The following is a 23,546-nucleotide window of genomic DNA, read 5'->3' on the forward strand; positions in this document are numbered from 1 at the left end:
AGCCTTGAGCTTACAATACTCTAAACCGGTTAGTGTAATGTTATATGTTGCTGCGAAATGCTCTGAGCATGACCATCAGTTACGTTTAGGATTTGTGGGCTATACTCCTCCACCCAGCTAGATAGTTCTAACTTCATTTGGGTCTCGTGAGTTCCATGCAAACCTTCTATCCATAATAAAAGACTGTTTACCCAGCTAATATCTGCAGTTCTGGCCTGCGCAATGCGTAACTTTTCATGTGGTGTTGGCATGGTATGTTCATCATCTGCAAGTAACTCTTCATAAAGCTTTTCTCCAGGACGCAATCCAACGTACTCAATTTTAATTTCATCTGTACTAAAACCAGACAATCGAACCATGTCAGCTGCCAAATCAGCAATCTTTACAGGTTCCCCCATATCGAGCACAAAAATCTCGCCACCCTTGCCCATCAACCCCGCTTGCATCACTAACTGCGCAGCCTCTGGAATCGACATAAAGTAGCGTGTAATTTCAGGATGGGTAATCGTAATGGGGCCGCCTTTAGCAATTTGTTCGCGGAATTTCGGAATCACGCTACCACTGCTACCCAGCACGTTACCAAAACGTACAATCACGAAACGTGTACCATTATCGCTCTGCAAGCCTTGACACACCATTTCTGCCAAACGCTTACTTGCACCCATCACATTAGTTGGGTTCACCGCTTTATCTGTAGAAATTAATACAAACTTGCTCACGCCATTACTCTTACAAGCCTGTGCTAGCGTGTGGGTACCAATCACATTGTTAGAGAGCGCTTCCCACACATTACCGTTTTCCATCATCGGCACATGTTTGTAGGCTGCAGCATGAAACACCACAGATGGCTGATACTGCGCCAATATGTGATTAATCCGTACTTTATTTTTTACATCACAAGTAAAATAGACTAGTTTGGTTTCTAAATTCATCCCAGTTAACTCTTGCTCTAGTTGATAAAGAGAAAACTCAGAAATATCTAAACAAATCAAAGTGTCAGGGTGATATTTAACAATCTGCCGACACAGCTCAGAACCAATAGAGCCACCTGCCCCACTCACAAGTACGGTCTGATGATCAATCAACATTTGCAAACCAGAGCTATCAAGCTTCACGGCATCACGCCCTAGCAAATCCTCCACATCTACCTTACGAATTTGGGAAACACTCACCTTACCACTCATCAAATCGTCAATCGCCGGCACAGTCATCACTTCAAGATTTAGCTGAGTCGCAAGATCAATTGCTTGCTTACGCTTTTGGTGATGTGCAGATGGCATAGCAACAATCACATAAGTAACACTTAGTCGATTTGATATTATCTCTAACTGATTAATTGCCCCTAATATCTTAACGCCAAAAATCTCACGTCCATGCATAGAAACATCATCATCCACCAACCCCACAACTCGCCACTGAGCACTTAGTGCTAAGTCTTTTACCAATGCAACTGCAGCTTCCCCAGCGCCCAGTATAATCACAGGATTACCTTGCTTGAGCGTCACTCCATATAGTTGATGGTCTTTCCAAGCCCGATAAACAAATCGACTACCTCCCATCATCATTAGCAGCAAAATGGGATCTAGAATCAGCACGGATCTAGGAATAACTATCCCAGACTGCAACATAAATAACACCAAAGTTGCTAACGCGGTAGCAGATATCACTGCAAACATAATTCGCTTTAAATCATTAACACTCGCAAAACGCCAAACACCTCTATATAACCCAAAAAATACAAACAAACAGGCTTGTAGTGGAACCACTAGAATCAATGACTGTAGCATTTGATCCATATGCTCAGTAGAAAGTGAGAAATTAAAGCGCAATAGGTATGCAAAGCACCATGCTAAAGAAGCTACAACGATATCGTGTAGCAAAGCAACTGATGTTATTAAATTTATTTGGTTAATTTTCCGCATTATTATTTTGTATCTATTAAACTCTTTATTCTTGAAAGAACCACATTCATTTTACTAACAATAACAGTCATCTCTTGATCAGTAATCGTGTGATGCACTAAAAAACAAAGCGCTTGGTCAGTGTAGTAGCTTGCATTTGGCAAGCGTTGCTCTGGGGCCAACCCCTGCTCTTCAAATAATTTTTCTTTGTATATTTCTGAGCATGCTCCAGAGAAGCATGGTACTCCGTCTTCTTCCATCTGGCTTATAACAAAATCTCTTAATGACTTATTGTTAAACACAAGCTGATTAAACCCAGACTTTATTTTAATGTAAACCCGATAATATGCATTTAAATTACCTTCAACATCATCAAACGCTGGTACATCTAGAAATTTAAACTGACTTAAAACGCTAATCAGAACATTCGCATGATGATTTCGTTTTGATATCCAATCAGGCAACTTTGCAAGTTGCTTTAAACCAATAGCAGCCTGAAACTCTGTCATTCTGAAATTTGAGCCGGCACTTTCGGTTAACCATCTAAACCCCGCTGGGTGATCTTTCTGAAACACAGCATCGTAGCTGCGTCCAATGTCTTTATACGCCCATGCACTTTTGTAGGCATCTGTGTCCTCTAATAGGAGCATGCCACCTTCGCCACCTGTGGAAATTATCTTATCCTGACAGAAACTGAATATTGATGCATGTCCCCATGCACCAACCGGCTTGCCAGCAACAACAGCACCATGCGCTTGCGCGCAATCTTCAATCACCTTCAAATGATGTTGATTAGCAAGCGCCATAATTGCCACCATATCGCAAGGACGTCCGCCAATATGTACCGGAATAATCGCTTTTGTTTTATCGGTAATTAATGACGCTATGGATTCAACAGATATATTCCCACTATCAAAATCTACGTCGGCAAAAACCGGAGTTGCGCCAACGAGTAACACACAACTGGCAGAAGCTACATAACTCCGGCTGGTAACAATCACTTCATCACCGGCTTTTATATCCAACACTCGCAAGGCAAGCTCTAAAGCCACGGTGCCGTTTGAAAGTGCAATACCATGCTTTTTACCCACGGATTTTGCATATTCAACTTCAAACAACTTACCTAACTCACCGGTCCAATAGTTAACTCTTCCAGAGATTAAAGTCTGTGTCGCTGCGGCTACTTCGTCAGCCTCGTAAAATGGCCATGGTGATAATAAAGGGTGGTTTAACACGTAAATTCAACTCTTATAATTTATTTAAAATTCTTGCAGGATTACCGACAACGGTTGTACGAGCAGAAACACTTTTGGTCACTACAGCACCTGCACCTACGATAGCATAATCGCCAATCTCCAACCCGGGCAATACAACGGCACCGGACCCAATTAGCACACCTTTCCCTACCCTTACTCCACCACCCAAGACAGCATGGGGCGCAATATGTACAAAATCTGCGACCAGACAATCATGATCAACCACAGCTGCATGATTAATAATACAGTGGGAGCCTACAGAAGCATCTGGAGCCACAATAGATAGCGCTGCTAAAAAAGTACCCTGGCGAATTTCAGATGTCTTGGCCACTACGGCTGCAGGATGGATTACACTAAAAAAACCAAACTTATCCAGAGAATTAGCCAAATGTTCTCTTGTTTTGCAATTACCTATCGCAAAATGTAGACTAACGCCGACCTTATCAGGAATATCGGACGTACTGTAAATCTGCAAACCCGAGTTCACTCCAGCTGCCCTATCATCAACAAAACCTGAGCAATCCATCATGGCGCCTTGCATTGCATCCAATACAACTTTACCATGACCGCCAGCACCATAAATATATCGGTTCATCTATGTGTTGTTTCCTGTAAATCGTGACATAGTCGCCTCACCTTCAGCACTAATACCTTCACTTAAAAAAACCTTCTTAACAGTCAGTAGCAGTATTTTAACATCAAGCCAAAAGGACTGATGATCAACGTACCACACGTCTAATTTAAACTTATCTTCCCAACTAATAGCATTACGTCCATTTACCTGAGCCAGTCCTGTCACACCAGGACGTACTTGATGCCGTCTAGCTTGCTCAACTGAATATAAAGGCAAATACTCCATCAATAGCGGTCTTGGGCCAACTAAACTCAAATCACCTTTGAGCACATTAAATAACTGAGGGAGCTCATCTAAACTATATTTTCTTAAGAAATTACCAAGTGAAGTCATCCTATATTCATCAGCAAGCAACTGATTACTGTTATCTCTAGTGGATAACATAGTTCTAAATTTATAGATATAAAATGGCTTTGCATTTAAGCCAGGACGTTGCTGTACAAATAAAACCGGCTTACCCATTCTAATTAATACCAATACATAAGTGGCAGCGATCAAAGGCCACAAAATTAGCAAACAGGAAAATGCAACAATAAAGTCAAACAAACGCTTCAAGATAACTCCTGATAATATCTCAACCAAGCCTCACTCAACTTTTGGCTTGAAAAATACTCACATACTCTTTTATGTGCTGCCACACCCAAATCAATCCGCAATTGTTTATTTATCAAAGTATTTTCCAAACACAACTCAATCGCTGCAATATTTCTAGCATCAAACAGCAATCCAGTCTCACCATCTACCACAGCGTCATTAATACCATAAATTCTTGAACCAATTGTAGGGATACCTACTGCGGCCGCCTCAACAATCACGTTGCCAAAGCCTTCACGATAACTTGGTAAGCAAAGTACATCCGATGCTGCCATATATTCTTCTGGCACTGGTGTGAAGTCAACAAAGTTCACTTGTTTTTCTATACCACTAATAATTCCCCGTATTTCAACAAGTAGATTTTCTTCATCCACACCTACTATTAGCAGTCTGGCATTTTTATGTTTACGCGCAACATTTGCAAAAGCCACAGCCAAATCCAAAATGCCTTTATCGCGATTTAATCTACCAATAAACAAAAAAACAACATCATTATCGCTGATTGAACAAGCTTCTCTTATACGCGCCCTAGCGCTATCATTAATTTTGAATTTACTCAAATCAACGCCAGATATAGAACCTTTAAGCAGCACATTAGATTTTTCTGACCTAACCACTCCCTCGTTCAATAAAAATTGACGCTGAGAAGGGCTATCTACCAAAATATGAGTGCTAAAACTGACGATTAGCTTATCAAAACCTTTGAGTATCATCCTTGCTAGGCCAGTTTTTGTAGCCCAAACTTGACCGGTGAAGGTGTGTATTCTGACATTAACTCCTGTAATCAATGCTGCCAACATTGCAAGCAATCCAGCCTTAGGTGTTACTGAGTGAACAATATTAAAATCATACTGATTAAACAACCTTATTAATTGCCAAAGTGCTATCAAATCTCTCCATAAAGATATTTTTCTTTTTATTCCAACGGGGATAACTGTGATGAACGACTCCAGGCCACGCAAGTTATCACCTTCATTAATGTCTAATGCGACATAAATATCATAATACTCGCTCAGTCGCTCAATTGGTTGCCTCAAGAAAGCATTAATTGTCATGTGAGACGACACAACAAAGCAGATTTTTTGTTTCAATTAAATACCTTTAACTTATCATAAGTTATGAGTCATAGATTTTTCTGTTTGAAGTAAATGCCTAAAATTTATTGCTAATATATGAGTTTACATCCTGTCTACTTTTGGACCTAACTTATAAACTCTCACCAACTCTTTTAAACCATCTTCAATCGAGGTTACTTTATTAAAACCCAACTCCGATTCAATCTTATCTTGAGAGTATATAGTGGTATTAATAAGAGCATCGACTCTAGTTCTAGTAAGTGGAAATTTTGGAATATTGCCCAACGTATTACTTATAAAACTAGCAATTAATTTAGGCACTCTCATTTTAGGTGCACTGCGATTCAATTCTGTAACAATTGCATTAACAAAGGTTTCTATAGAGCAATTACAAGAAACATTAAAAACTTTATTTTTGGCAAGTTCATTAAATCCACACTCAATCAATGCACTTGCTACATTATTCACATGCGTATAATTTACTACAGCACCAGGCTTGCCTATGTAAAAGAATAATCCTCTATCAATAACAGAAACCATATTAAATAAAGATTGATTTGGCATATTGCCACCAAAAACATTTGATGGCCTTAAAATACAACTGGTAATAAGGCCCTTATTAGTAGCATCAGTAATAAGCTTGTCAGCAATCGTTTTAGTAACCTCATATGTACCAAGTGGAGCAAGTGGGGTATCTTCTGTAACTATTTGAACCTTATCTTGTGATGAATGAATACGCCCATATGCCCCTACACTACTTAATTGAACCCAATGAATCTTCTTACCTGTTATAACTGTGCTTTTAGAAACTGCAACCAATAAGCGCTTTGTAGCCTCAACATGTAGACTATACATCGCTAATTCGTTATGAATTTCTCCAGCACAATTAAAAAATACGTCACAACCCGATACAAAGCTATCCAAAGAAAAATCTAACGAACTAAGATCTCCAAATATAACTTCAACGCCTTTAGGAAAGGTACTATTTACATTACGGGTTAAAACCCTGACTGAGCATCCCCTATCAATTAACATATTCAGTAAAGCCCGACCAATAAAACCATTGGCACCTGTGACACAAATATTAATAGCCTGCATCGAAAAAACTTTCTTCACAATCTAACGGTTTAATATTTAAAGGAATAATAAATAGTTACTAGAACTAACAAATGACTCTAACACTTATAAAAAGTTAGAATAAAAGCAACGTTATCCTCAAGCCGAAAGTAAATTATTATGAATTAGAAAAGAGTCTAATCGCGAAAACTGCTCTTTCCGCGTAAGTCCATCACTTGCCTCTTTAGGCAAGATCAGAGCATCTTTTTTTCCGTTGATCTTAAGCTCAATCCACTTCTCTAGTTGATTAGCAATTACCTCAGGATCATTACTAACCATACCAGCTTTCCGCTCTTTAATAAGCTCAGCAGCTACGCCATTCTCTGCGCCAATCGATAAAATAGGATGGCGTGCACCAAAGTACTCGAATAATTTACCGGTATATACTCCACGTTCACTTTCATGATTCCAAAGTAACAGTAATAAAATATCGCTTTCCACCTGAATCTGTAACGATTGTTGATATGAAACAGGGTCTGATATTGACACCATACTTTCAACATTGCATTTCACTATCATTTCTTTTAAGTCTGATAAATATCGACCGTAAAAATGTATATGCACGCGATCAGAATTTTTTAATAATTTTAGGGCAAGAAATAGAGGAGATGGATCACGTTTTCCAGAATAGATCATTCCCGTATACACTATATTTAGTTTATTTTTTGAGAAAATACTATTTGTTGAATCAAAAATGTTTTCTTGATCAAATCCATTTAATATACTTGCCACTGGTAGCCCAGTCTTAATGCGCAAGATCTCAGCTAAATGGTCGGAAACGGTAACAACAGCAGATGCTGTTTTCAACACACGAGTTTCAATCTTCCTCTCAAACCTCTTTCGCCATTCGGGAAATTGATAATAAGGGTTATCTGTCCATAAATCTCTAAACTCAGCCACCCAAGGCACATTAAACTTAGCGGCTAATTCTTTAGCGACCAATAATGAAGTAAGAGGATGTGCGCTTGCGTAAATCAAGTCTGGAGCCCAGCCACCTCGAATCAACTCCCCTCCTGCTTTTACGGCAAGCGGATACCAACCGATTTGCCCATCTGGAAAATTTAACAATGTTTTATAGAGTCTGCCTAAACGATTTAGAATTGAACTGCCACTAGAAAAACCTTGCTTAGATACCTTTGCTCTTCCCCCTAGAACTACTTCAGGTAACGCGTTAACATTTACCCATTTTGTATAAATAGTTCTAGAAACTGGAAAAGTTGTAACTAGTGAAGGTGAAAAAGGCTGATCATTAGCAGAGATAACTCTAACATCGTAACCTTTACTTAACCAATACTCAGCTAACTTCCCTGTACGTACAGCGCCAATATTATTATATGGAGGAAAAAAGTATGAGATTAATAATATTTTCATATTTATATATTGACTTGAGTGCAAACTGAGCTAGGAAATTACTTTGTTAAAGAAGCAGATATAAGCGCACCTGCATCTGCATTCCCATAGAGACTTTTAGTCGAAATAATACTGCTTTGCATTTTAGTTACAGCCAAATAAATCAACTCTTTATCAGCTCCAACTAGGACGTTTGCACCACATTCAGTTAACTCGACCCATTCCGTTTCATTTCTTGTGGTAATACATGGCTTACCAAAAAAGTAAGCTTCTTTTTGTAAACCACCGCTATCTGTTACTACTAGTTTGCAATGATTTAAGAGCCAGATCATTTCCAAATAACCAACAGGGTCAAGTAATTTAATCTTTCCGATATTATAATTACCATTTAGGAGAATTTTTTTTGTACGTGGATGTATAGGCAGTACTACGGGTATATCCTCTGCTATATTCCTCAAAGCTTCGATAATATTAGTCAAGCGCTCTGGGCTATCAGTATTTTCTGCTCGATGAATAGTACTAAGAATAAAATTATTACTTTCTATGCCCAATGGTTGTCTAGCTTTATTTTGATAATATAAAGCTGCGTCATACATGACATCGCCAACTTGGTGAACAATTTCTCCAGAAATTCCCTCTTGAGCTAGATTATTAGTAGCAATATGAGTCGGAGTAAATAACAAAGAACTAGAATGATCGGTAAGAATACGATTGAGTTCTTCTGGCATCTGCCTATTAAAGCTACGTAAACCTGCCTCTACATGAGCTACTGGAACATGCAATTTAGCAGCAGCTAAGGCGCCGGCAAGAGTTGAATCAGTGTCTCCATAGACTAAAACCTTATCAGGCTTCTCTGTTATTAAAACAGACTCAATAGCTTCCAGCATCCTTCCAGTATTTTGCCCATGCGTCCCGCCTCCCACACCTAAATTATATGCAGGCTTAGGAATATCCAGTTCACTAAAGAAAATATCAGACATATTGGAATCATAATGTTGTCCTGTATGTAAAATGATTTCATTCACACTATCTATTTCAAGCAATTTACGCGAAACTACAGCCGCCTTAACAAACTGAGGCCTAGCACCTACAACAGTAATGATTTTCATGTTTTAAGTAAAATATTAATGATTATTAAAAATATTATAGCCAAACTAAAGTGCCATAAAAATACAGGTACCTTATAGAGACGCTGACTAAAAAATACATATCCAGATATACGAAGACTATTGGACAATAAAGTGGATGCAATTGCACCCCATACACCAAAAACCGGAACCAGCGCTACGCACATCACACTACCCAAAACCCCAGATATTATGTTTATCTTGCTAAGTATTGTTGTTTTCTTGTAAATATCCATGCCTAAGAAAAACATATATGAACCAGCAATGACAGCTGACAGCATTAAATAAAAAAGATATTTTGACGCAGCAGTAAACTGAACACCTGCGAATAAAGTGATGATCAACTCAGAATAAAATGTCACTATTATCAATAGTGCAATCGAAGAGTAGCCAGTTATTTGGAATACTTTGGCTATAAGAACTCTCGTTTCAGGTTTTTCATGCTCACCGTAAACCATTGGTGTCATTGCTGAGCTAATCACATAAAATCCCAGACTAACAATAGTGCTTAACCTCACGGCTGCACCATAATAGCCGAGCTCCACCAACCCAATATTGCTACCTATCATTAATCTATCAATGCTGGCTGTTAGAGCGACGCCTATTGAAGACAGCACTAATGGCAAAGAATATTTAAGCAACTCCCTTAACACTTGAACATCAATATTTTTAAATAAAGGTAAAGTTCGATATTGTTTTATTAGAACTCCTAAGCCAATCAATATCCCTACTACCCCGCTCAGAATTTGTGACAAGAAATACTGCTCAACTCCCAATCTATTAACACTTGTGAAATATAAAACTAACGCTAGATTGCTAACTACTATCGCCATATTAATGGTGACTGAATATTTTGCTTGGCTAGTAAAGCGGAATTTAACTTGTAACAGGTTAACAATTGCGAGTATTAAAAAATGAAAACAAATTAATGCAGTATATTGTGCGTAGGAGGATGAGAGGTTTAAGATTTCTAACCACTGAAATCTGCTTAGATAAACTAAAACGCCAAAACTTCCAAACACGGCCAAAGTGAACCATAACGCAGTTGTGATTATTTTATATTTTCTACGGTCATTTTCAGCCTCAGGCAACAACCGACCAACGGCTTGATTGATCTCTAATGGCAATACTAACAATAGAATTGTAGATGTAGCAGCGATAAACTCAACAAAACCAAAATCTGCCGGGCCTAGCTGTCTTGTATAAATAGGCAGCAATAAAAGCCCAGCAGCCCTAGCCAAAAACATAGGTAATGCATAAATGACTACATCTTTAAAAAAACGTTGAATCATATAGGGCTGTTTCTTACTTCACTTAAAACTCTTTGTTTTAAGTGAACGTTGTGTTCAAGCTGTAGAGCTTTACTACCACACTTAGCAACATAACTTCCCACTTGATGCCTCCAATTATCTTGAGATAAACCCCATCCCCAATAATACGAAAGGCTCAAGGGATTGCATTCCCATGCCCTGACAGCATCCCCTCCTTCTAGGAGACGCATATAATTTTCAGCAACAGTACGAGTACTCCAATGCTTACTAACAAAATCGAAAGCGCGCCTCCCAATATCTAATCTATAACTTTCATCGTCAATCAGTTTACGAATAGCCTCCTTGACCTCAGAAGGTAATACATAAAGTGTAGGGGGAACCTCACAAGCGGGATTGTCTATTTTGTACTGCTCTGCATAATAGCCCCCTACAATAACGGGCTTTGCATATATCGCTGCCTCTGTTGCAAGCATTGCCATAGGTACATCCGAATACAGTTCATCCAGCACAAAATCACAATTCGAAAGCTCTTTTAGAACAACACTATTAGGCACATTCACCAGCTCTATCAAATCTATTTCATAGCCTTCTGCACGTAATTCCTCCACAGCATTTTTAAATATCATGCTGCCTTTAGCTAAAGGCCTTGATGGGGCATGAACAATACGCACTGCTCGCGTGGCCTCACGCGATTTTGGTTTGTCATGAGGTTTATTCACGGGCATACCAAGCATATGAAGACGGATAAAATTACGCGTGAAAAACTGACCGGTAGCGGTATGGTTAACAATGACATCCGCATACTTTTCTACTTTACAAATCCGTCGAGATTGCGTAGATACTTCTCTTTCCGCCTTTAAATGATCAAAGGGCTTGCCTAAATCATCTAGATGTTTTCCACTAAGATAGGCAGGCCTTGCATCACTACCTAAATAAACTACTATTATTTTCTTTTTTAGCAGTTTGAGGATAAATAAATCATTGAATTTAAAGAAGGATCCAGAGCCAGGAAATACAAACACATCACAACGAAATATTGCATACAAAAATACACATAAACGCAAGAATGCCTCTAGGAAATACCCAATACTCCTAATCAATGAAAACCTAGCACCACGTAGCTGTGCAAGTTGCAAATAGGTGCTTTTAAGGAAGTAATCAGATTCCTGATAACCGAATTTATTTGGCATTAGCACAAAATGCTCACACGGCACATTCAACTCATCTAGCCCTGCTTTTAACCCAGCAAAATAACCAGCTACTTCACCAGGCCCAATACATACTCGTGAAACATTCACCCTAAGCCTTTACCGTGTATTTCATATAAAAACTCTTAGGAACCAACTCTAATTTGTACATCAACCAAAAGAATGGTCTTAAAAGCTCAAAAGTCTTTTTGTATGTTTTGTAGTCTTTGTATGTTTTCTTAGGTAATGTCATTAAGCGTTCGAACTCGTCATCTGAGAATCCTAAACGTTTCTTAACATATTCAACTAGATCATCCTCAATATGAGGTGCCTCTTGCATTAAACCTAGCGCCTCTTCACGAGACATCCAACCATTGCGGCAATATGCCGAATATCCAGCAATGCGGAAATCTATTCCCCAGCGCGTAGGAAGGAAATGGCTGTGATAAAAGGCTGTGAATCGGTTTTCTAAATGATGACCGCCGTACCATTGCCAGCCATATTTTTCTGCCAGCAATTTCTTAGCAGCTTCTTTATCGTAGTCCATATAATAAAGAGGACGTACTTTTTTAATCCTGCCCAAAATCATCCAACGGAGAAAATCTTTGAACCATAAATTAGGGAAAGTTTTTAGTTTATAAGTACCAAACTGTTTTTGTACAGATTCAATATATTTACCATCCATATAAATCCAGCCCAAAGGTGCAACGCCTTCGGTACGGAACGAGTGACCTTCAATCATGTATTTAATACCAAATTTCTCGGCAGCCTTGTATAGCGTGGTAGCCAATGCGATATCTGTAGGCGTTTCCAGGTCTTTAACACCAGCTTTAAAGAAAGATCGATAAATATCGTCATATTCTTTGTTATCTACAACGATAGTGAATAAATCAACACCTAGCTTTTCTAATACATTATGGATGTTCTCTGTCGCGATTGTTGAATTCCAAGTGTTATCAAAATGAGCAGCTAAAACTCTAAGTCCATATTTAGTGACCATTTCATGAACGAGGTAAGATGAGTCACAGCCGCCACTCACACCAATAATGGCATCATACTTTTTACCCTTACCGGCAGCTTTGATTTCCTCAATCATTTTGTCTAATCGAGCTTGTCCTTCTTTACCAGTAGGATACTCAGACTCTAAGGACTCAATTTGATGGCAATAATTACATACGCCTGCATCATCAAAAGAGATATTAGGCACTGCCTCATCATATATACAACGCGAACAAATTTGTTTACTCATTACACTCTCTTAAGCAAAAATTGCATCTTGATCTTTTCGGCTTGGGAACTTAATCAACACGCCCAAATCTTTACCTTGAAATACAGCCATGCTACCTACAGCAACCGCGGATGCTCCCGACTGCTGCACTACAGCCTTAATGTCATCGAGCGAACCGGCCCCGCCACTCGCGACCACAGGTATGCGTACAGCATTAACTACATCTTGAACTAACTTCAAATCAAATCCACTCCATGTACCATCACGGTCAATGGAGTATAAAAGGATCTCGCCAGCGCCCATTTCTTCAACAAATTTTGCTGCGGCTACAGGAGTCATTCGAGTATCTTTTGTTCCCTGATGGGTGCGTGCCGAATAGCCGCCTAACAAGCCTTTTTTAATGTCTATGGATACTACAATCGCTTGATTGCCAAATTCGGCCGCGGCTTGGCGAATTAAATCAGAACCTTCAAATGCTGCTGCTCCCAAACAGACCTTTTCAACACCTAAATTAAATAAACGACGCATATCGTCCAAAGTATTTACGCCTCCGCCATAGCAGATAGGCATAAAACATTCACTCACAACCTTCTCTAGGGTTTCATAATCAATTCCCAGACCATGTGTGGTTGCTTCTATGTCTAAGAGAATTAACTCATCAACCTCTTTTTGATTAAATATACGAACCGCATTGACAGGATCTCCCACATAAGTAGGATTTTTAAACTTAACCGTTTTTACAAGCGCACCATTACTCATTAAGAGGCAGGGCATTAATCTGGTAGCAAGCATCGTTACATACCTATGAAATTTTTAAAAAGCTGCATACCGTACCGATGGCTTTTTTCTGGATGGAATTGCACACCCATCACGTTCCCTCGCTGTACACCCGAAGTAAAGTCGTATCCATAGTGCGTTCTAAATAGCTCATCATTAGTATCTTCACACTCATAATGGTAAGAGTGTACAAAGTAAAATCTGGCGTCATTTTCTAATTGATTCATTAATGCATGCTGCTTTGAAGCAACAACCCGATTCCACCCCATATGAGGTACTCGTAGTAACGAATCTTGAGCGTCAAATTTAAAACGCTTTACCTTACCAGGTATTAGACCAAGCCCTGACTTCAACCCCTCTTCGCTTCCACTAGAAAGTAGTTGCATACCCAAGCAGATACCTAACATAGGTATACCTTCTTCAGCCTTGTCTCTAATCGGCTGAACCAGTCCTAATTTCTCAAGCTTGTCCATTGCGTTATCAAAACTACCAACTCCAGGAAGTAATAGTTTCGAGGCATTTTGTATATCGTTAATGTTTGCAGATGCCATAGCCTGGCCACCTGCTTTTTTTATCATATTAAGCACTGAACCTATATTGCCAGCGCCATAATCTAATACCAATATCACGTTATACCTTCTAAAAAGTCATTATTTGAGTTAACTAACTTGATCGCTTTTTTATAAACCATTTTGTAAGCGGTAATTAGCTATCCACTCATCATTAATGGTACGTAGAACTTTTGCAGGGCTTCCGCCAATCATTACATTATCTGGCACATCTTCAGTTACAACAGTCATTGGTAACACTATCACTTGATTACCAATAGTTACTCCTGGGTATATCGATGATGGTCCTCCAATATAACAACCACTACCAATTTTAGTTGGCTTGCGCACAATCCATGGATTACCACTTCGATTATCCATCATGATGTTGGATAAGGATGAGCTATGAGACCAAACAAGAGCTCCAACCGCAAAAGTGGTATGTGAACCGACTATTAAGCCACCTGATGCATCAAGAACTACATTTTCGCCAACCCAGACATGTTCACCACAAACTAGACTATCTGGTGAAATTATTTTTGCTGACTCTCTTACTCTACATCCATGAGGCAATCCAAGCATCGCAGCACGCTCATCATCAGTCATGGCCAATGCAAGTAATTTTCGTAGAATATCTTCTCTTAAAGCTTGTGTACGCTCAGTGTCTACAAAGCTAAGGTCATCAGATGCCCATAAAGCTTGAGCTAATCTGATAATACCCTCTTTGACAGCGTCACTCATTTAGTTGCATTCATAATCGCATCCACAACAGTATCCACCTCAACCCCACCAAAACAAGGTAGTGTAATTGTCGTTTGTTCTAACAGAGTTGCATTCTTTTGTGGGTCAGCATACTTACTCATGAAATATGTACCGCTACTCATTGCATAGGTACCAATAGTTGTTTCAACTCCTACTTTTCGCAAAGCCAACACTAGAGCATCACGATTACAGTTTTCTGGTACTTTAAAGACAAGTGACTGAATATTAGAGCGCGCCCCAGCAGTGATTTCCTGAGGTACGAATCCTAATGGCTCAAGTTTCGAAATGTAAGCATTGCGAACGTTATTGCGCTCATCAACGATATATTCAATTCTTGCAAGTTGTTTGCTTGCCATAATCGCTTGAAGTTCTGGCAGCCTAAAGTTGTATCCATAATCAACAAAATCCATGGCTATACCTTTTAAGCCTTTAGCGCCATGCATAAGTTTTACGTCTAGCCAGTCTGCCCAATCATCACGATTAGTGGTGATTGCACCACCTTCACCGCTACTGATTAGTTTACGTGGATGAAAGCTGAAACATGTTAGATCGGCAATAGAACCACAGCGCTGTCCATTTTCAGCGCTGCCTATGCCACAAGCTGCATCCTCAATTAATGGCAAACCATGCTTCTCACAAATTGCTTTGATCTTAGTAATACCTGCTGGACTACCTAGGGCATCTACAAAAATCACGGCTTTAGTACGCGCATTGATTTTTTTCTCAAGCTCTTCTGGCAACATATTAAAAGTTTGGGTATCGACATCAGCAAATACAGGCGTTGCGCCCAAGTCCTCTACAACATTAGCTGTTGCAGGAAACGAAAAGTCAGACACAATAACCTCATCACCTTTGCCTATATTTAACAGTTTGAGGCACACCCATAATGCAGTGGTTGCTGACGTCATTAAAAAGGCATGCTTAGCACCGGTATATTCTGCCAGCTGCTTACGCAATAGCTCTACATTATGACCACGTGTAAATATACCACTCTCAAAAACCGCTTTAAATTCTGCTTCAACCTCATCGTAGGCAATGTAAGGTTTCATTAAACGGATGTTATTCATACTAACCCCTTAATATTATTCTTATACCACTCGAGGGTTTCACGTAAGCCTTGTTCAAAATCTGTTAATGAGTAATCAATCATTTGGTTTACTTTTTCATTACTTGCATTGTGGCATAGCACATCAGATTTACGTTCAGGTTTATTAACAACATCCCCACTGTATTGCATTTCTGCACATATCTTGAGCAATAAATCTTTAATTGAGATTTGATTGTCTGTGGAAATATTTACTGACTCCCCTTTAGGCATTACATCATAAAGCTTAACAACAGCATCAACTGTATCGTGCACGTAAATAAAGTCACGGCTTTGCGTACCAGCACCATGCAATTCAGGTGCGATATTGCTTAAAATTCTCCAAGCAGTGATAGGAATTATCCCAGCCAAATATCCTTTGTAATTTTGCCTAGGCCCATAATTATTAAATGGTCTAACAATAAAGGCATCAAGGTCAAACATCTTGACGTAGCTCTCCACTGCATGGTCAGCTGCTGCCTTTCCTGCTGCATAAGTCGTAGTAGGGTTTTTAGGATGAGCCTCATCCATAGGCTCGTACACCGCGCTACCATACACTTCAGAAGTAGAAAAATGACAGAGCGTTTTAAATAACCCACGGCGTTGAAGCTCTAACAAATTAAGCACTACATTAACATTGGTAGAAAATGCATTAGCTGGATTTAAAAAGGAATAATTTAATGCTTTAGTTGCACAATTAAATACCGAATCGATTTTATGATTTACAAAGATATACTCTAAACTAGTCGCCAACTCTGCATCATCACGATACAAGGTCACTAAACCTGTGCTTAATGCATCTTTTAGGTTATCTTCATCCCCAGTGAATAGATTGTCTATAACAACGACTTCTATTGCGCCATCCTTTAAAAGACGATCAACAAGATGGCTACCTATAAAGCCAGCACCTCCAGTAACTAAAACTCGGCTGCCAGAAATTTTTGGTCTATTTGTTATCAAGCCTGATTCCTTCTTAAGCGTTCATTGTGTTATCAGCGTGTTCAAGAATTTTTAATACTCGAATCGCCTGCTCTGGACCAGAGTCCGATTGCTTATTAGTACGAATACAATTAGCAAAATGTTCTAAGCTGTTATATAGAGCATCTTGCTCAGGTATATAAGGTATCCAAATGTCACCCACACGTGTTTTAACTGCGTAGTCTTCATACTCCACATCACTACCTGCCAACACATCAACACCCTTGTCATAGATGGTCAACTTTTCGGTAGATGGCTTAATGTCATCAAAAACTACCATTTTCTTAGTGCCTGCAACAATCAGCTTTCTCTCTTTTAATGGCGAAATCCAGCTAGATTGAATATGTGCAATGAAGTCGTGATATCTCAGCATTAGAAACGTCAGACTTTCTTTAGGATTGTACTTTTTCTCACCTACGGCTTTGATATAAAAAGGTTCTTTACCATCTGACAGATAATCAATAATTGATAAATCATGCACAGCCAAATCAGCCATTGCACTTACATCTTTCTTAATCTGCCCTAGATTCATGCGCATTGCTTCTATGTAAAGCAACTCTCCTAAATCACCAGAAGTGATTAACTCCCGTATTTTCTGTATACAGGGGTGATACATCATGATGTGATCGACATGAATAATCAAACCTTTACTCGAAGCCAATGCTGTCAACTCTTCAGCTTCCTTTACGGTAGCTGTAAATGGTTTTTCCACGTAGACATGTTTACCCGCATTCAGAGCATCTTTTACTATTTGAAAGTGTGCAGAGGTTTCAACAGCTACAGCTATAGCCTGAATTTCAGGCTTAGCTAATAGCTTTTTATAGTCGACTTCATAGTTCGAATGTTCAACATACAGATTTTTAGCTTTTTCAAGCCGTGATTCTTTCAAGTCACAAATGGTATGCAGCTTAAGTTGCTTATTTGCATAGATATTTTTTGCAACATTTGGTCCCCAATAACCATATCCTATTAGTGCAACATTCATACAGCCTCACTAGCATTTTTTATATTAGCAACCTGCCCACATACACTACACTTATGATGGCTATCTAAGCGATTGCCACATTCGCATACATAAGCAACAACTTTAGCTGGATTGCCCATCACTAAAGCATGATCTGGCATGCTCTTAGTCACCACACTGCCTGCAGCAACCATTGCATACTGCCCAATAGTAATTCCGCAAACTATTGTGGCATTAGCACCCAGGCTTGCTCCCTTTTTAACTAAAGTAGGAGTGATTTTCCAATTTGAATTAAATGCACGTGGTACTTTATCATTAGTAAACGACACATTAGGTCCGACAAACACATCGTCCTCAATAGTAACGCCACTATACACAGATACACTGTTCTGAACTTTGCAGTTGTTGCCTATGCTTACACCATGGTCTATATAAACATCTTTGGAAATGATGCAATTAGAACCTATCGTGACATTTTCACGGATCTGCACATTTATCCAAACTTTTGTGCCGTTACCAATGTTGGCCTGATTAGAAACATTAGCGCTTGAATGAATAAACACATCACTCATAGAGACTCCAGTACCGCCGCAGCTACTCTGTGAATCAAAGCATCACTCAAGTAGGGACTCATTGGTAAGCTCATAACGCGCTTTGCTATTGACTCAGAAATTGGGAATGAACCTTCAGATTGATTCATGTGTGCAAATACAGGCTGCAGGTTGAGCGGAATCGGATAATGAACTGCTGTAGGCACGCCAAGATCTTTTAATTTTTGCTGAACAGCACTACGGCCATCAACCAATATCGTATATTGTGCATATACCGACGCGTTAAAGGATTCGACATAAGGTGTCGTAACGTGATTTTTTAACAATTCATTATACTTTCCTGCAATCGTATTACGCGCGATAACTTCTTCTGGAAATATATCCATCTTGGCTAACAATACTGCTGCTTGAATAGTATCTAATCTGCCATTTACCCCGAGTCTTGCATGATAATAATGCTTCTCTTGCCCATGCGCTCGAATTTCCCGCATCACTTTAGCAAGCGCATCATCATTGGTAAATAACGCACCACCATCACCATAGGCACCTAAGGGCTTGCTCGGAAAAAAGCTAGTTGAGCCTATAGTACTTAAGGCACATGACTTTTTACCTTTGTAAGTTGCGCCAAATGATTGTGCTGCATCCTCAATCACGGGTAGTCCATGCTTATCTGCTATTGCGTTAATCGCATCAAAATCAGCACATTGGCCATATAAACTAACAGGCATAATTGCCTTAGTTTTCGGTGTAATTGCGGCCTCGATCTTTGCAGGATCAATGTTGTATGTTTGGGGGTCAATATCCACAAAAACCGGCTTTGCACCTAACAAAGCAATCATTTCCCCTGTTGCAATAAAAGTAAATGGTGAGGTAATCACTTCATCACCAGCCCCTATACCTAACGCCATCATTGCAATCATCAACGTATCTGTACCACTACTAGCACCGATACAATGCTTCACACCCACATATTCAGCTAATTTAGATTCAAGTTCTGCAACCTCTGGCCCCATAACATATTGACCATGCTCCAACACTTTGTTAATTCGAGCCTTGACGTTATCTTCTATATTTTTGTACTGGCTTTTTAAATCTATAAATGGAATTGTTTCGTTCATAACTTATCCGATAAAAACACAATTGTTATCTACTAGTTTGTAGTGCTGACCAGTTTCAGAGCAGGTTGTTTCAACCTCGTTTCCCATTGGGAATTGGAGCCTTGCCCCGTGTCGACTAATCCAACCAATTTGTTTTGCTGGTACACCAGCCATTAACGCATAGGCTGCAACATCTCTGTTTACAACAGCGCCTGCCCCAATAAATGCATATTCACCAATAGTTACACCACAAACGATTGTGCAATTAGCGCCAAGCGTTACACCGCGTTTCACTAAAGTATTACGATATTCGTTTTTTCGTGAAACAGCAGAGCGTGGATTATAAACATTAGTAAAAACCATGCTTGGACCACAAAAAACATCATCTTCCAAGGTCACATTGTCATACACAGACACATTATTTTGAATTTTGACGTTCGTACCTATTGTGACATTGTTACCCACAAAAACATTTTGCCCCAATGAACAATCACTACCTATTTTTGCGCCAGCACAAACATGTACCCAATGCCAAATACGAGTATTGTCTCCAATCTGAGCGCCTTCATCCACAATTGCGCTTGGATGTATTGTTACAGTCATGCTTAGTAATCCAAAGGTAACGCCACACGCTTACCATCTCTAGCTGATAAATATGTTGCGACAATTACTTCTAATGATTTCAACCCTTCACGACCATCAGTTTCAGGCTCAGCTTCGCCACGCATCACTTTAATGACATTATCGTAGTAAAGTGGGTGCCCAAAACCATACACGGATGTTGTTTCATAGCTAGCTTCTTTTACCTGCGCATCTTCAGGCTGCTCATCAGCAAACTCCCAGTGCTGCACCTCGTTGACAGCCATTCCACCGATTCTAACCGTGCCTTTTTCACCCAAAATAGTAATGCTACCCTCAAGATTTTTAGGATAAGTCAACATAGTGACATTCATAGAGCCTAAAGCCCCACTACGCCAACGTAAGCTAATCACTCCTGTATCTTCTGCTTCGATATCTCGCTCTAAAGTTGCGGTATAAGCTTGTAAACTTTCCAAGGGTCCAATTAGCCACTCAATTAAATCAACATAATGGCTAGCTTGGTTCATGAATGCACCGCCATCATATTCCCATTTACCACGCCACTCGCCTTGATCATAATAAGACTGTGGGCGCGTCCAGAACACATTCAGATTAACCATGTAGATTTTACCAAAACGCTTTTGCTCTATTGCTTTTTTAAGCATTTGCAACGTTGCGTTACGTCTGTTTTGCTTAACAACAAACAGTCTGACACCAGCTTGATCACAAGCTTTTACCATGCGTTTTCCATCTTCCCAGCGTGTTGCCATGGGTTTTTCGGTCATGACACTACGGCCGGCTTGAGCAATTTCTATTGCTTGATCTGGATGCAGACCAGAGGGTGTGGTTAAAATAAAAACATCAGCATCAGAGCCTGCCAACATTTCCGTCAACGATCCAAATGCTTTAGCGCTAGTAGTTTTAACTGCCTCAGCCAATGCTGTAGGGTTAATATCACATACAGCAACTAGATCAGCATAAGCCTCGTGCTGTTTAATTGCAGCGAAGTGATTTTGTGCAATTCGACCACAGCCAACAAGGGCAAAGCGGATTTTTCTATCGGCAATTGGAGCTGGAAATTTGTACATTATTAGCTTCTCTTAAATTATTATTTCTTAAAATCCAGGCTTAGAAATCTAAGCCTTAAAATCTAAATACGGTTAATCCTAGCGCTGCAGCCTCATGCCTGTTATATAAGGCTTTAATATCAGCAAGCACTGGTTTATCTGATTTCATCATAGCTTTTAGCTGAGCAATATCCATTTCACGATAAGCCTTGTGTCCAACAGCAACGACAAGTGCATCTACACCAGATAAGTCTTCGATGGTGTTCAATTCTAGTCCATATTCATGAAAAACTTCGTCTGCATCCGCATAGGGATCAGCTACGACTATATTCACGCCCCAGGCCTTAAATTCTTTAATCAAATCAACCACTTTGCTGTTACGAATGTCAGGGCAATTTTCTTTGAAAGTAATACCCATTACACCTACTTTACTTTTTGATACATCAATTCCATTTTTCAGCATCAGTTTGATAACATTTCTGGCAGCATAGCGTGCCATGTTATCGTTCATTCTTCGCCCTGATGCAATAATTTGGGGGTGGTAGCCTACCTCTTCAGCTTTATGAGTTAGATAATATGGATCCACACCAATACAATGCCCACCAACCATACCAGGTCTGAATGGCAAGAAATTCCATTTTGTTCCCGCCGCCTCTAACACCTCAATGGTATCTATGTTTAAACGCTCAAATAATACTGATAGCTCATTTACCAAAGCAATGTTTAGATCCCGCTGGGTATTTTCTATAACTTTTGCCGCTTCAGCAACTTTAATGTTGGAAGCTTTATGTGTTCCTGCGATAATGATGGATGCGTATAAAGCGTCTACTTCATCAGCAATCTCCGGCGTTGAACCACTGGTGATTTTTTTTATTTTAGTTAATGTATTTATCTTATCACCTGGATTAATGCGTTCTGGACTATAGCCACAATAAAAATCAACGTTAAATTTTAAACCAGAGTGTTTTTCCAAGGTTGGCACGCAAACCTCCTCTGTACATCCTGGATAAACAGTTGATTCATATATAACAATGTCACCTTTTTTAAGCACTTTACCGACTGTTTCGCTAGCTTTTACTAAGGGTGTTAAATCAGGTCGATTGGCTTTATCGATTGGTGTAGGAACCGTAACAATAAATATATTTGCCACTCTTAATTTGTCAATATCTGATGAGTACTCCAAAAATGCTGCGTGCCTCAATTCTTCAGATGTCACCTCTAGCGTATGATCTTGACCGCCTACCAACTCTTGAATGCGCTTTTCATTGATATCAAAACCAATTACGGCTCTAGTTTTTCCAAACTCAACAGCTAAAGGCAATCCAACATAACCCAAACCGATTATAGCTATTGTTTTGTTTTTAAAATCCATAGAAAATGCTCTTTCAATTTTAAGATATCTTTAAACTAACACTTAGAAATTCAATATTGTGTTTATTAAGAAGTTAAAGCGATTAATTTGAAACAACCTGAATCCGGTCTAGTCCCTAAAAAGTTTGCTTTGTGAATCTGTAGCTATTTCATTACTTAAAATACGAATTTCTGATTCCAACACTTCATATTCTTTCATTTTATTTTTTAAAAATCTTAGTGTAATTTTCGCTTTTTCCTCTATGCCTACTGGCGTAAGCAAATACATATAAGCTAACTTATTTTTACTATTACGAAAATTTGTTACTTTCAGCAAACCAACTTTAATCAGCGCGTTAAGACAAAAGTTCACTTTACCCAAGCTAACGCCCAACTCTTTAGCTAACTCTCGCTGGCTAATCTCAGGGTTGCTTTGAACTAATTTTAGAATTTTATAACGATATTCATCTGTCAACATTGGCTAGCTCGTTCATTAATTGAACACACTAATGTTCGAGTTTATAACACAGGTTAAAAGTTGTATAGGGTTTTAATCAAAATATAAAATCAACTATTTACTTTTAATAACTTCCCAAGCAATTTGTATTAACTAACGTATCAGCGTAAAGAGCTAGTAAGCCCCACCCGTAAACTTTTTAATATCCCGTAATTGCCTTTTTGTGGGCCGCCCTGCCCCACGGTCTCGCTGGGCAAAGTCATGCTCACCAGTGAGTTTTGCATTTTCACGTTTAGCAATGCTTTCTGTGGTTTCAGAATACAGCAGTGCGGCTTCTGGTGCGCCTTTGCGTATATTAGATAGCGCTTGAACATTGACTTCAATTTCAAAATCTCGGTTACGAATGTGAATTACTTGACCGATATGTACCTCTTTTGCTGGTTTTACACGATCTCCATCCACGTGCACTTTGCCTGTATCTATCGCAGTAGTCGCTAGGCTACGGGTTTTAAAGAAACGCGCAGCCCATAACCATTTATCCAGCCTGCATTTGCTATCAATTTCATTTGCCATTTTAATTATTAAGTATTTG

The 23,546-nt window shown here is 39.3% G+C and carries 24 protein-coding genes; all 24 read right to left on the minus strand.

All coding sequences use genetic code 11. From position 1 onward, the window contains the following. Positions 1-29 precede the first annotated feature (29 nt). The 24 genes from A391_RS0108415 to A391_RS0108530 all read right to left on the minus strand — a co-directional run bounded on the left by A391_RS0108415 (position 30) and on the right by A391_RS0108530 (position 23,527). Positions 30-1,922, minus strand: coding sequence for a polysaccharide biosynthesis protein (locus A391_RS0108415; protein ID WP_019898698.1), 1,893 nt, complete (start codon positions 1,920-1,922; stop codon positions 30-32). Positions 1,923-1,924: 2 nt separating this feature from the next. Then, positions 1,925-3,136 carry a DegT/DnrJ/EryC1/StrS family aminotransferase gene (locus tag A391_RS0108420; RefSeq protein ID WP_019898700.1) on the minus strand — a complete coding sequence of 404 codons (1,212 nt, stop codon included), beginning with the start codon at positions 3,134-3,136 and terminating at the stop codon, positions 1,925-1,927. Positions 3,137-3,149: 13 nt separating this feature from the next. Further along, a complete protein-coding gene (locus tag A391_RS0108425; RefSeq protein WP_019898701.1) occupies positions 3,150-3,752 on the minus strand; it encodes a NeuD/PglB/VioB family sugar acetyltransferase in 603 nt (200 codons plus the stop codon). Then, positions 3,753-4,346 carry a sugar transferase gene (locus A391_RS0108430; RefSeq protein ID WP_019898703.1) on the minus strand — a complete coding sequence of 198 codons (594 nt, stop codon included), beginning with the start codon at positions 4,344-4,346 and terminating at the stop codon, positions 3,753-3,755. Beyond that, on the minus strand, positions 4,343-5,476 hold the full coding sequence (locus A391_RS0108435; RefSeq protein ID WP_029144084.1) for a glycosyltransferase: 1,134 nt from the start codon (positions 5,474-5,476) through the stop codon (positions 4,343-4,345). The genes A391_RS0108430 and A391_RS0108435 overlap by 4 nt, the downstream gene beginning before the upstream one ends. An 87-nt stretch (positions 5,477-5,563) precedes the next feature. Beyond that, on the minus strand, positions 5,564-6,559 hold the full coding sequence (locus A391_RS0108440; protein ID WP_019898705.1) for an NAD-dependent epimerase/dehydratase family protein: 996 nt from the start codon (positions 6,557-6,559) through the stop codon (positions 5,564-5,566). A 117-nt stretch (positions 6,560-6,676) separates the two neighbouring features. Continuing rightward, a complete protein-coding gene (locus A391_RS0108445; RefSeq protein ID WP_019898706.1) occupies positions 6,677-7,948 on the minus strand; it encodes a glycosyltransferase in 1,272 nt (423 codons plus the stop codon). A 38-nt stretch (positions 7,949-7,986) separates the two neighbouring features. After that, positions 7,987-9,036 carry a non-hydrolyzing UDP-N-acetylglucosamine 2-epimerase gene (gene wecB, locus A391_RS0108450; protein ID WP_019898707.1) on the minus strand — a complete coding sequence of 350 codons (1,050 nt, stop codon included), beginning with the start codon at positions 9,034-9,036 and terminating at the stop codon, positions 7,987-7,989. Continuing rightward, positions 9,033-10,346, minus strand: a complete 1,314-nt coding sequence (locus A391_RS0108455; RefSeq protein WP_019898708.1) for an oligosaccharide flippase family protein — start codon at positions 10,344-10,346, stop codon at positions 9,033-9,035. The genes wecB and A391_RS0108455 overlap by 4 nt, the downstream gene beginning before the upstream one ends. Next, complete coding sequence (locus A391_RS0108460; protein WP_019898709.1) at positions 10,343-11,623, minus strand: glycosyltransferase; 1,281 nt, start codon at positions 11,621-11,623, stop codon at positions 10,343-10,345. Before A391_RS0108460 ends, A391_RS0108455 begins: the two co-directional genes overlap by 4 nt. A gap of 1 nt (position 11,624) precedes the next feature. Next, entirely contained in the window at positions 11,625-12,761 is a 1,137-nt protein-coding gene (locus tag A391_RS0108465) for an N-acetyl sugar amidotransferase (RefSeq protein ID WP_019898710.1), read from the minus strand. Positions 12,762-12,770: 9 nt separating this feature from the next. Beyond that, entirely contained in the window at positions 12,771-13,532 is a 762-nt protein-coding gene (locus tag A391_RS0108470; RefSeq protein ID WP_019898711.1) for an AglZ/HisF2 family acetamidino modification protein, read from the minus strand. A 2-nt stretch (positions 13,533-13,534) separates the two neighbouring features. Continuing rightward, positions 13,535-14,146, minus strand: a complete 612-nt coding sequence (gene hisH, locus A391_RS0108475; RefSeq protein ID WP_019898713.1) for an imidazole glycerol phosphate synthase subunit HisH — start codon at positions 14,144-14,146, stop codon at positions 13,535-13,537. Between the two features lie 51 nt (positions 14,147-14,197). After that, the gene (locus A391_RS0108480) at positions 14,198-14,806 is read right to left on the minus strand and encodes an acyltransferase (protein WP_019898714.1); all 609 of its coding nucleotides are present in this window, start codon (positions 14,804-14,806) and stop codon (positions 14,198-14,200) included. Next, entirely contained in the window at positions 14,803-15,894 is a 1,092-nt protein-coding gene (locus A391_RS0108485; protein WP_019898716.1) for a DegT/DnrJ/EryC1/StrS family aminotransferase, read from the minus strand. Before A391_RS0108485 ends, A391_RS0108480 begins: the two co-directional genes overlap by 4 nt. Then, entirely contained in the window at positions 15,891-16,871 is a 981-nt protein-coding gene (locus tag A391_RS0108490; protein WP_019898718.1) for a dTDP-glucose 4,6-dehydratase, read from the minus strand. Before A391_RS0108490 ends, A391_RS0108485 begins: the two co-directional genes overlap by 4 nt. A gap of 13 nt (positions 16,872-16,884) precedes the next feature. Continuing rightward, a complete protein-coding gene (locus tag A391_RS0108495; RefSeq protein ID WP_019898719.1) occupies positions 16,885-17,874 on the minus strand; it encodes a Gfo/Idh/MocA family protein in 990 nt (329 codons plus the stop codon). Next, complete coding sequence (locus tag A391_RS0108500; RefSeq protein ID WP_019898720.1) at positions 17,871-18,425, minus strand: acyltransferase; 555 nt, start codon at positions 18,423-18,425, stop codon at positions 17,871-17,873. Before A391_RS0108500 ends, A391_RS0108495 begins: the two co-directional genes overlap by 4 nt. Continuing rightward, positions 18,422-19,522 carry a DegT/DnrJ/EryC1/StrS family aminotransferase gene (locus A391_RS0108505; RefSeq protein ID WP_019898721.1) on the minus strand — a complete coding sequence of 367 codons (1,101 nt, stop codon included), beginning with the start codon at positions 19,520-19,522 and terminating at the stop codon, positions 18,422-18,424. Before A391_RS0108505 ends, A391_RS0108500 begins: the two co-directional genes overlap by 4 nt. 3 nt (positions 19,523-19,525) lie before the next feature. Further along, entirely contained in the window at positions 19,526-20,104 is a 579-nt protein-coding gene (locus A391_RS0108510) for a DapH/DapD/GlmU-related protein (RefSeq protein WP_019898722.1), read from the minus strand. 2 nt (positions 20,105-20,106) lie between these two features. Continuing rightward, positions 20,107-21,168: a Gfo/Idh/MocA family protein gene (locus A391_RS0108515; protein ID WP_019898723.1), complete on the minus strand. Its 1,062-nt coding sequence runs from the start codon at positions 21,166-21,168 to the stop codon at positions 20,107-20,109. Positions 21,169-21,223: 55 nt separating this feature from the next. Continuing rightward, positions 21,224-22,519 (minus strand): nucleotide sugar dehydrogenase, encoded by a 1,296-nt coding sequence (locus A391_RS0108520; RefSeq protein ID WP_019898724.1) that lies wholly within the window; start codon positions 22,517-22,519, stop codon positions 21,224-21,226. Between the two features lie 108 nt (positions 22,520-22,627). After that, positions 22,628-22,975 carry a MarR family EPS-associated transcriptional regulator gene (locus tag A391_RS0108525; protein ID WP_019898725.1) on the minus strand — a complete coding sequence of 116 codons (348 nt, stop codon included), beginning with the start codon at positions 22,973-22,975 and terminating at the stop codon, positions 22,628-22,630. Between the two features lie 153 nt (positions 22,976-23,128). Then, a complete protein-coding gene (locus A391_RS0108530) occupies positions 23,129-23,527 on the minus strand; it encodes an RNA-binding S4 domain-containing protein (RefSeq protein ID WP_019898726.1) in 399 nt (132 codons plus the stop codon). Positions 23,528-23,546 lie beyond the last annotated feature (19 nt).

The sequence above is a fragment of the Methylotenera mobilis 13 genome, assembly GCF_000384255.1.
Lineage (GTDB): Bacteria > Pseudomonadota > Gammaproteobacteria > Burkholderiales > Methylophilaceae > Methylotenera > Methylotenera mobilis_B.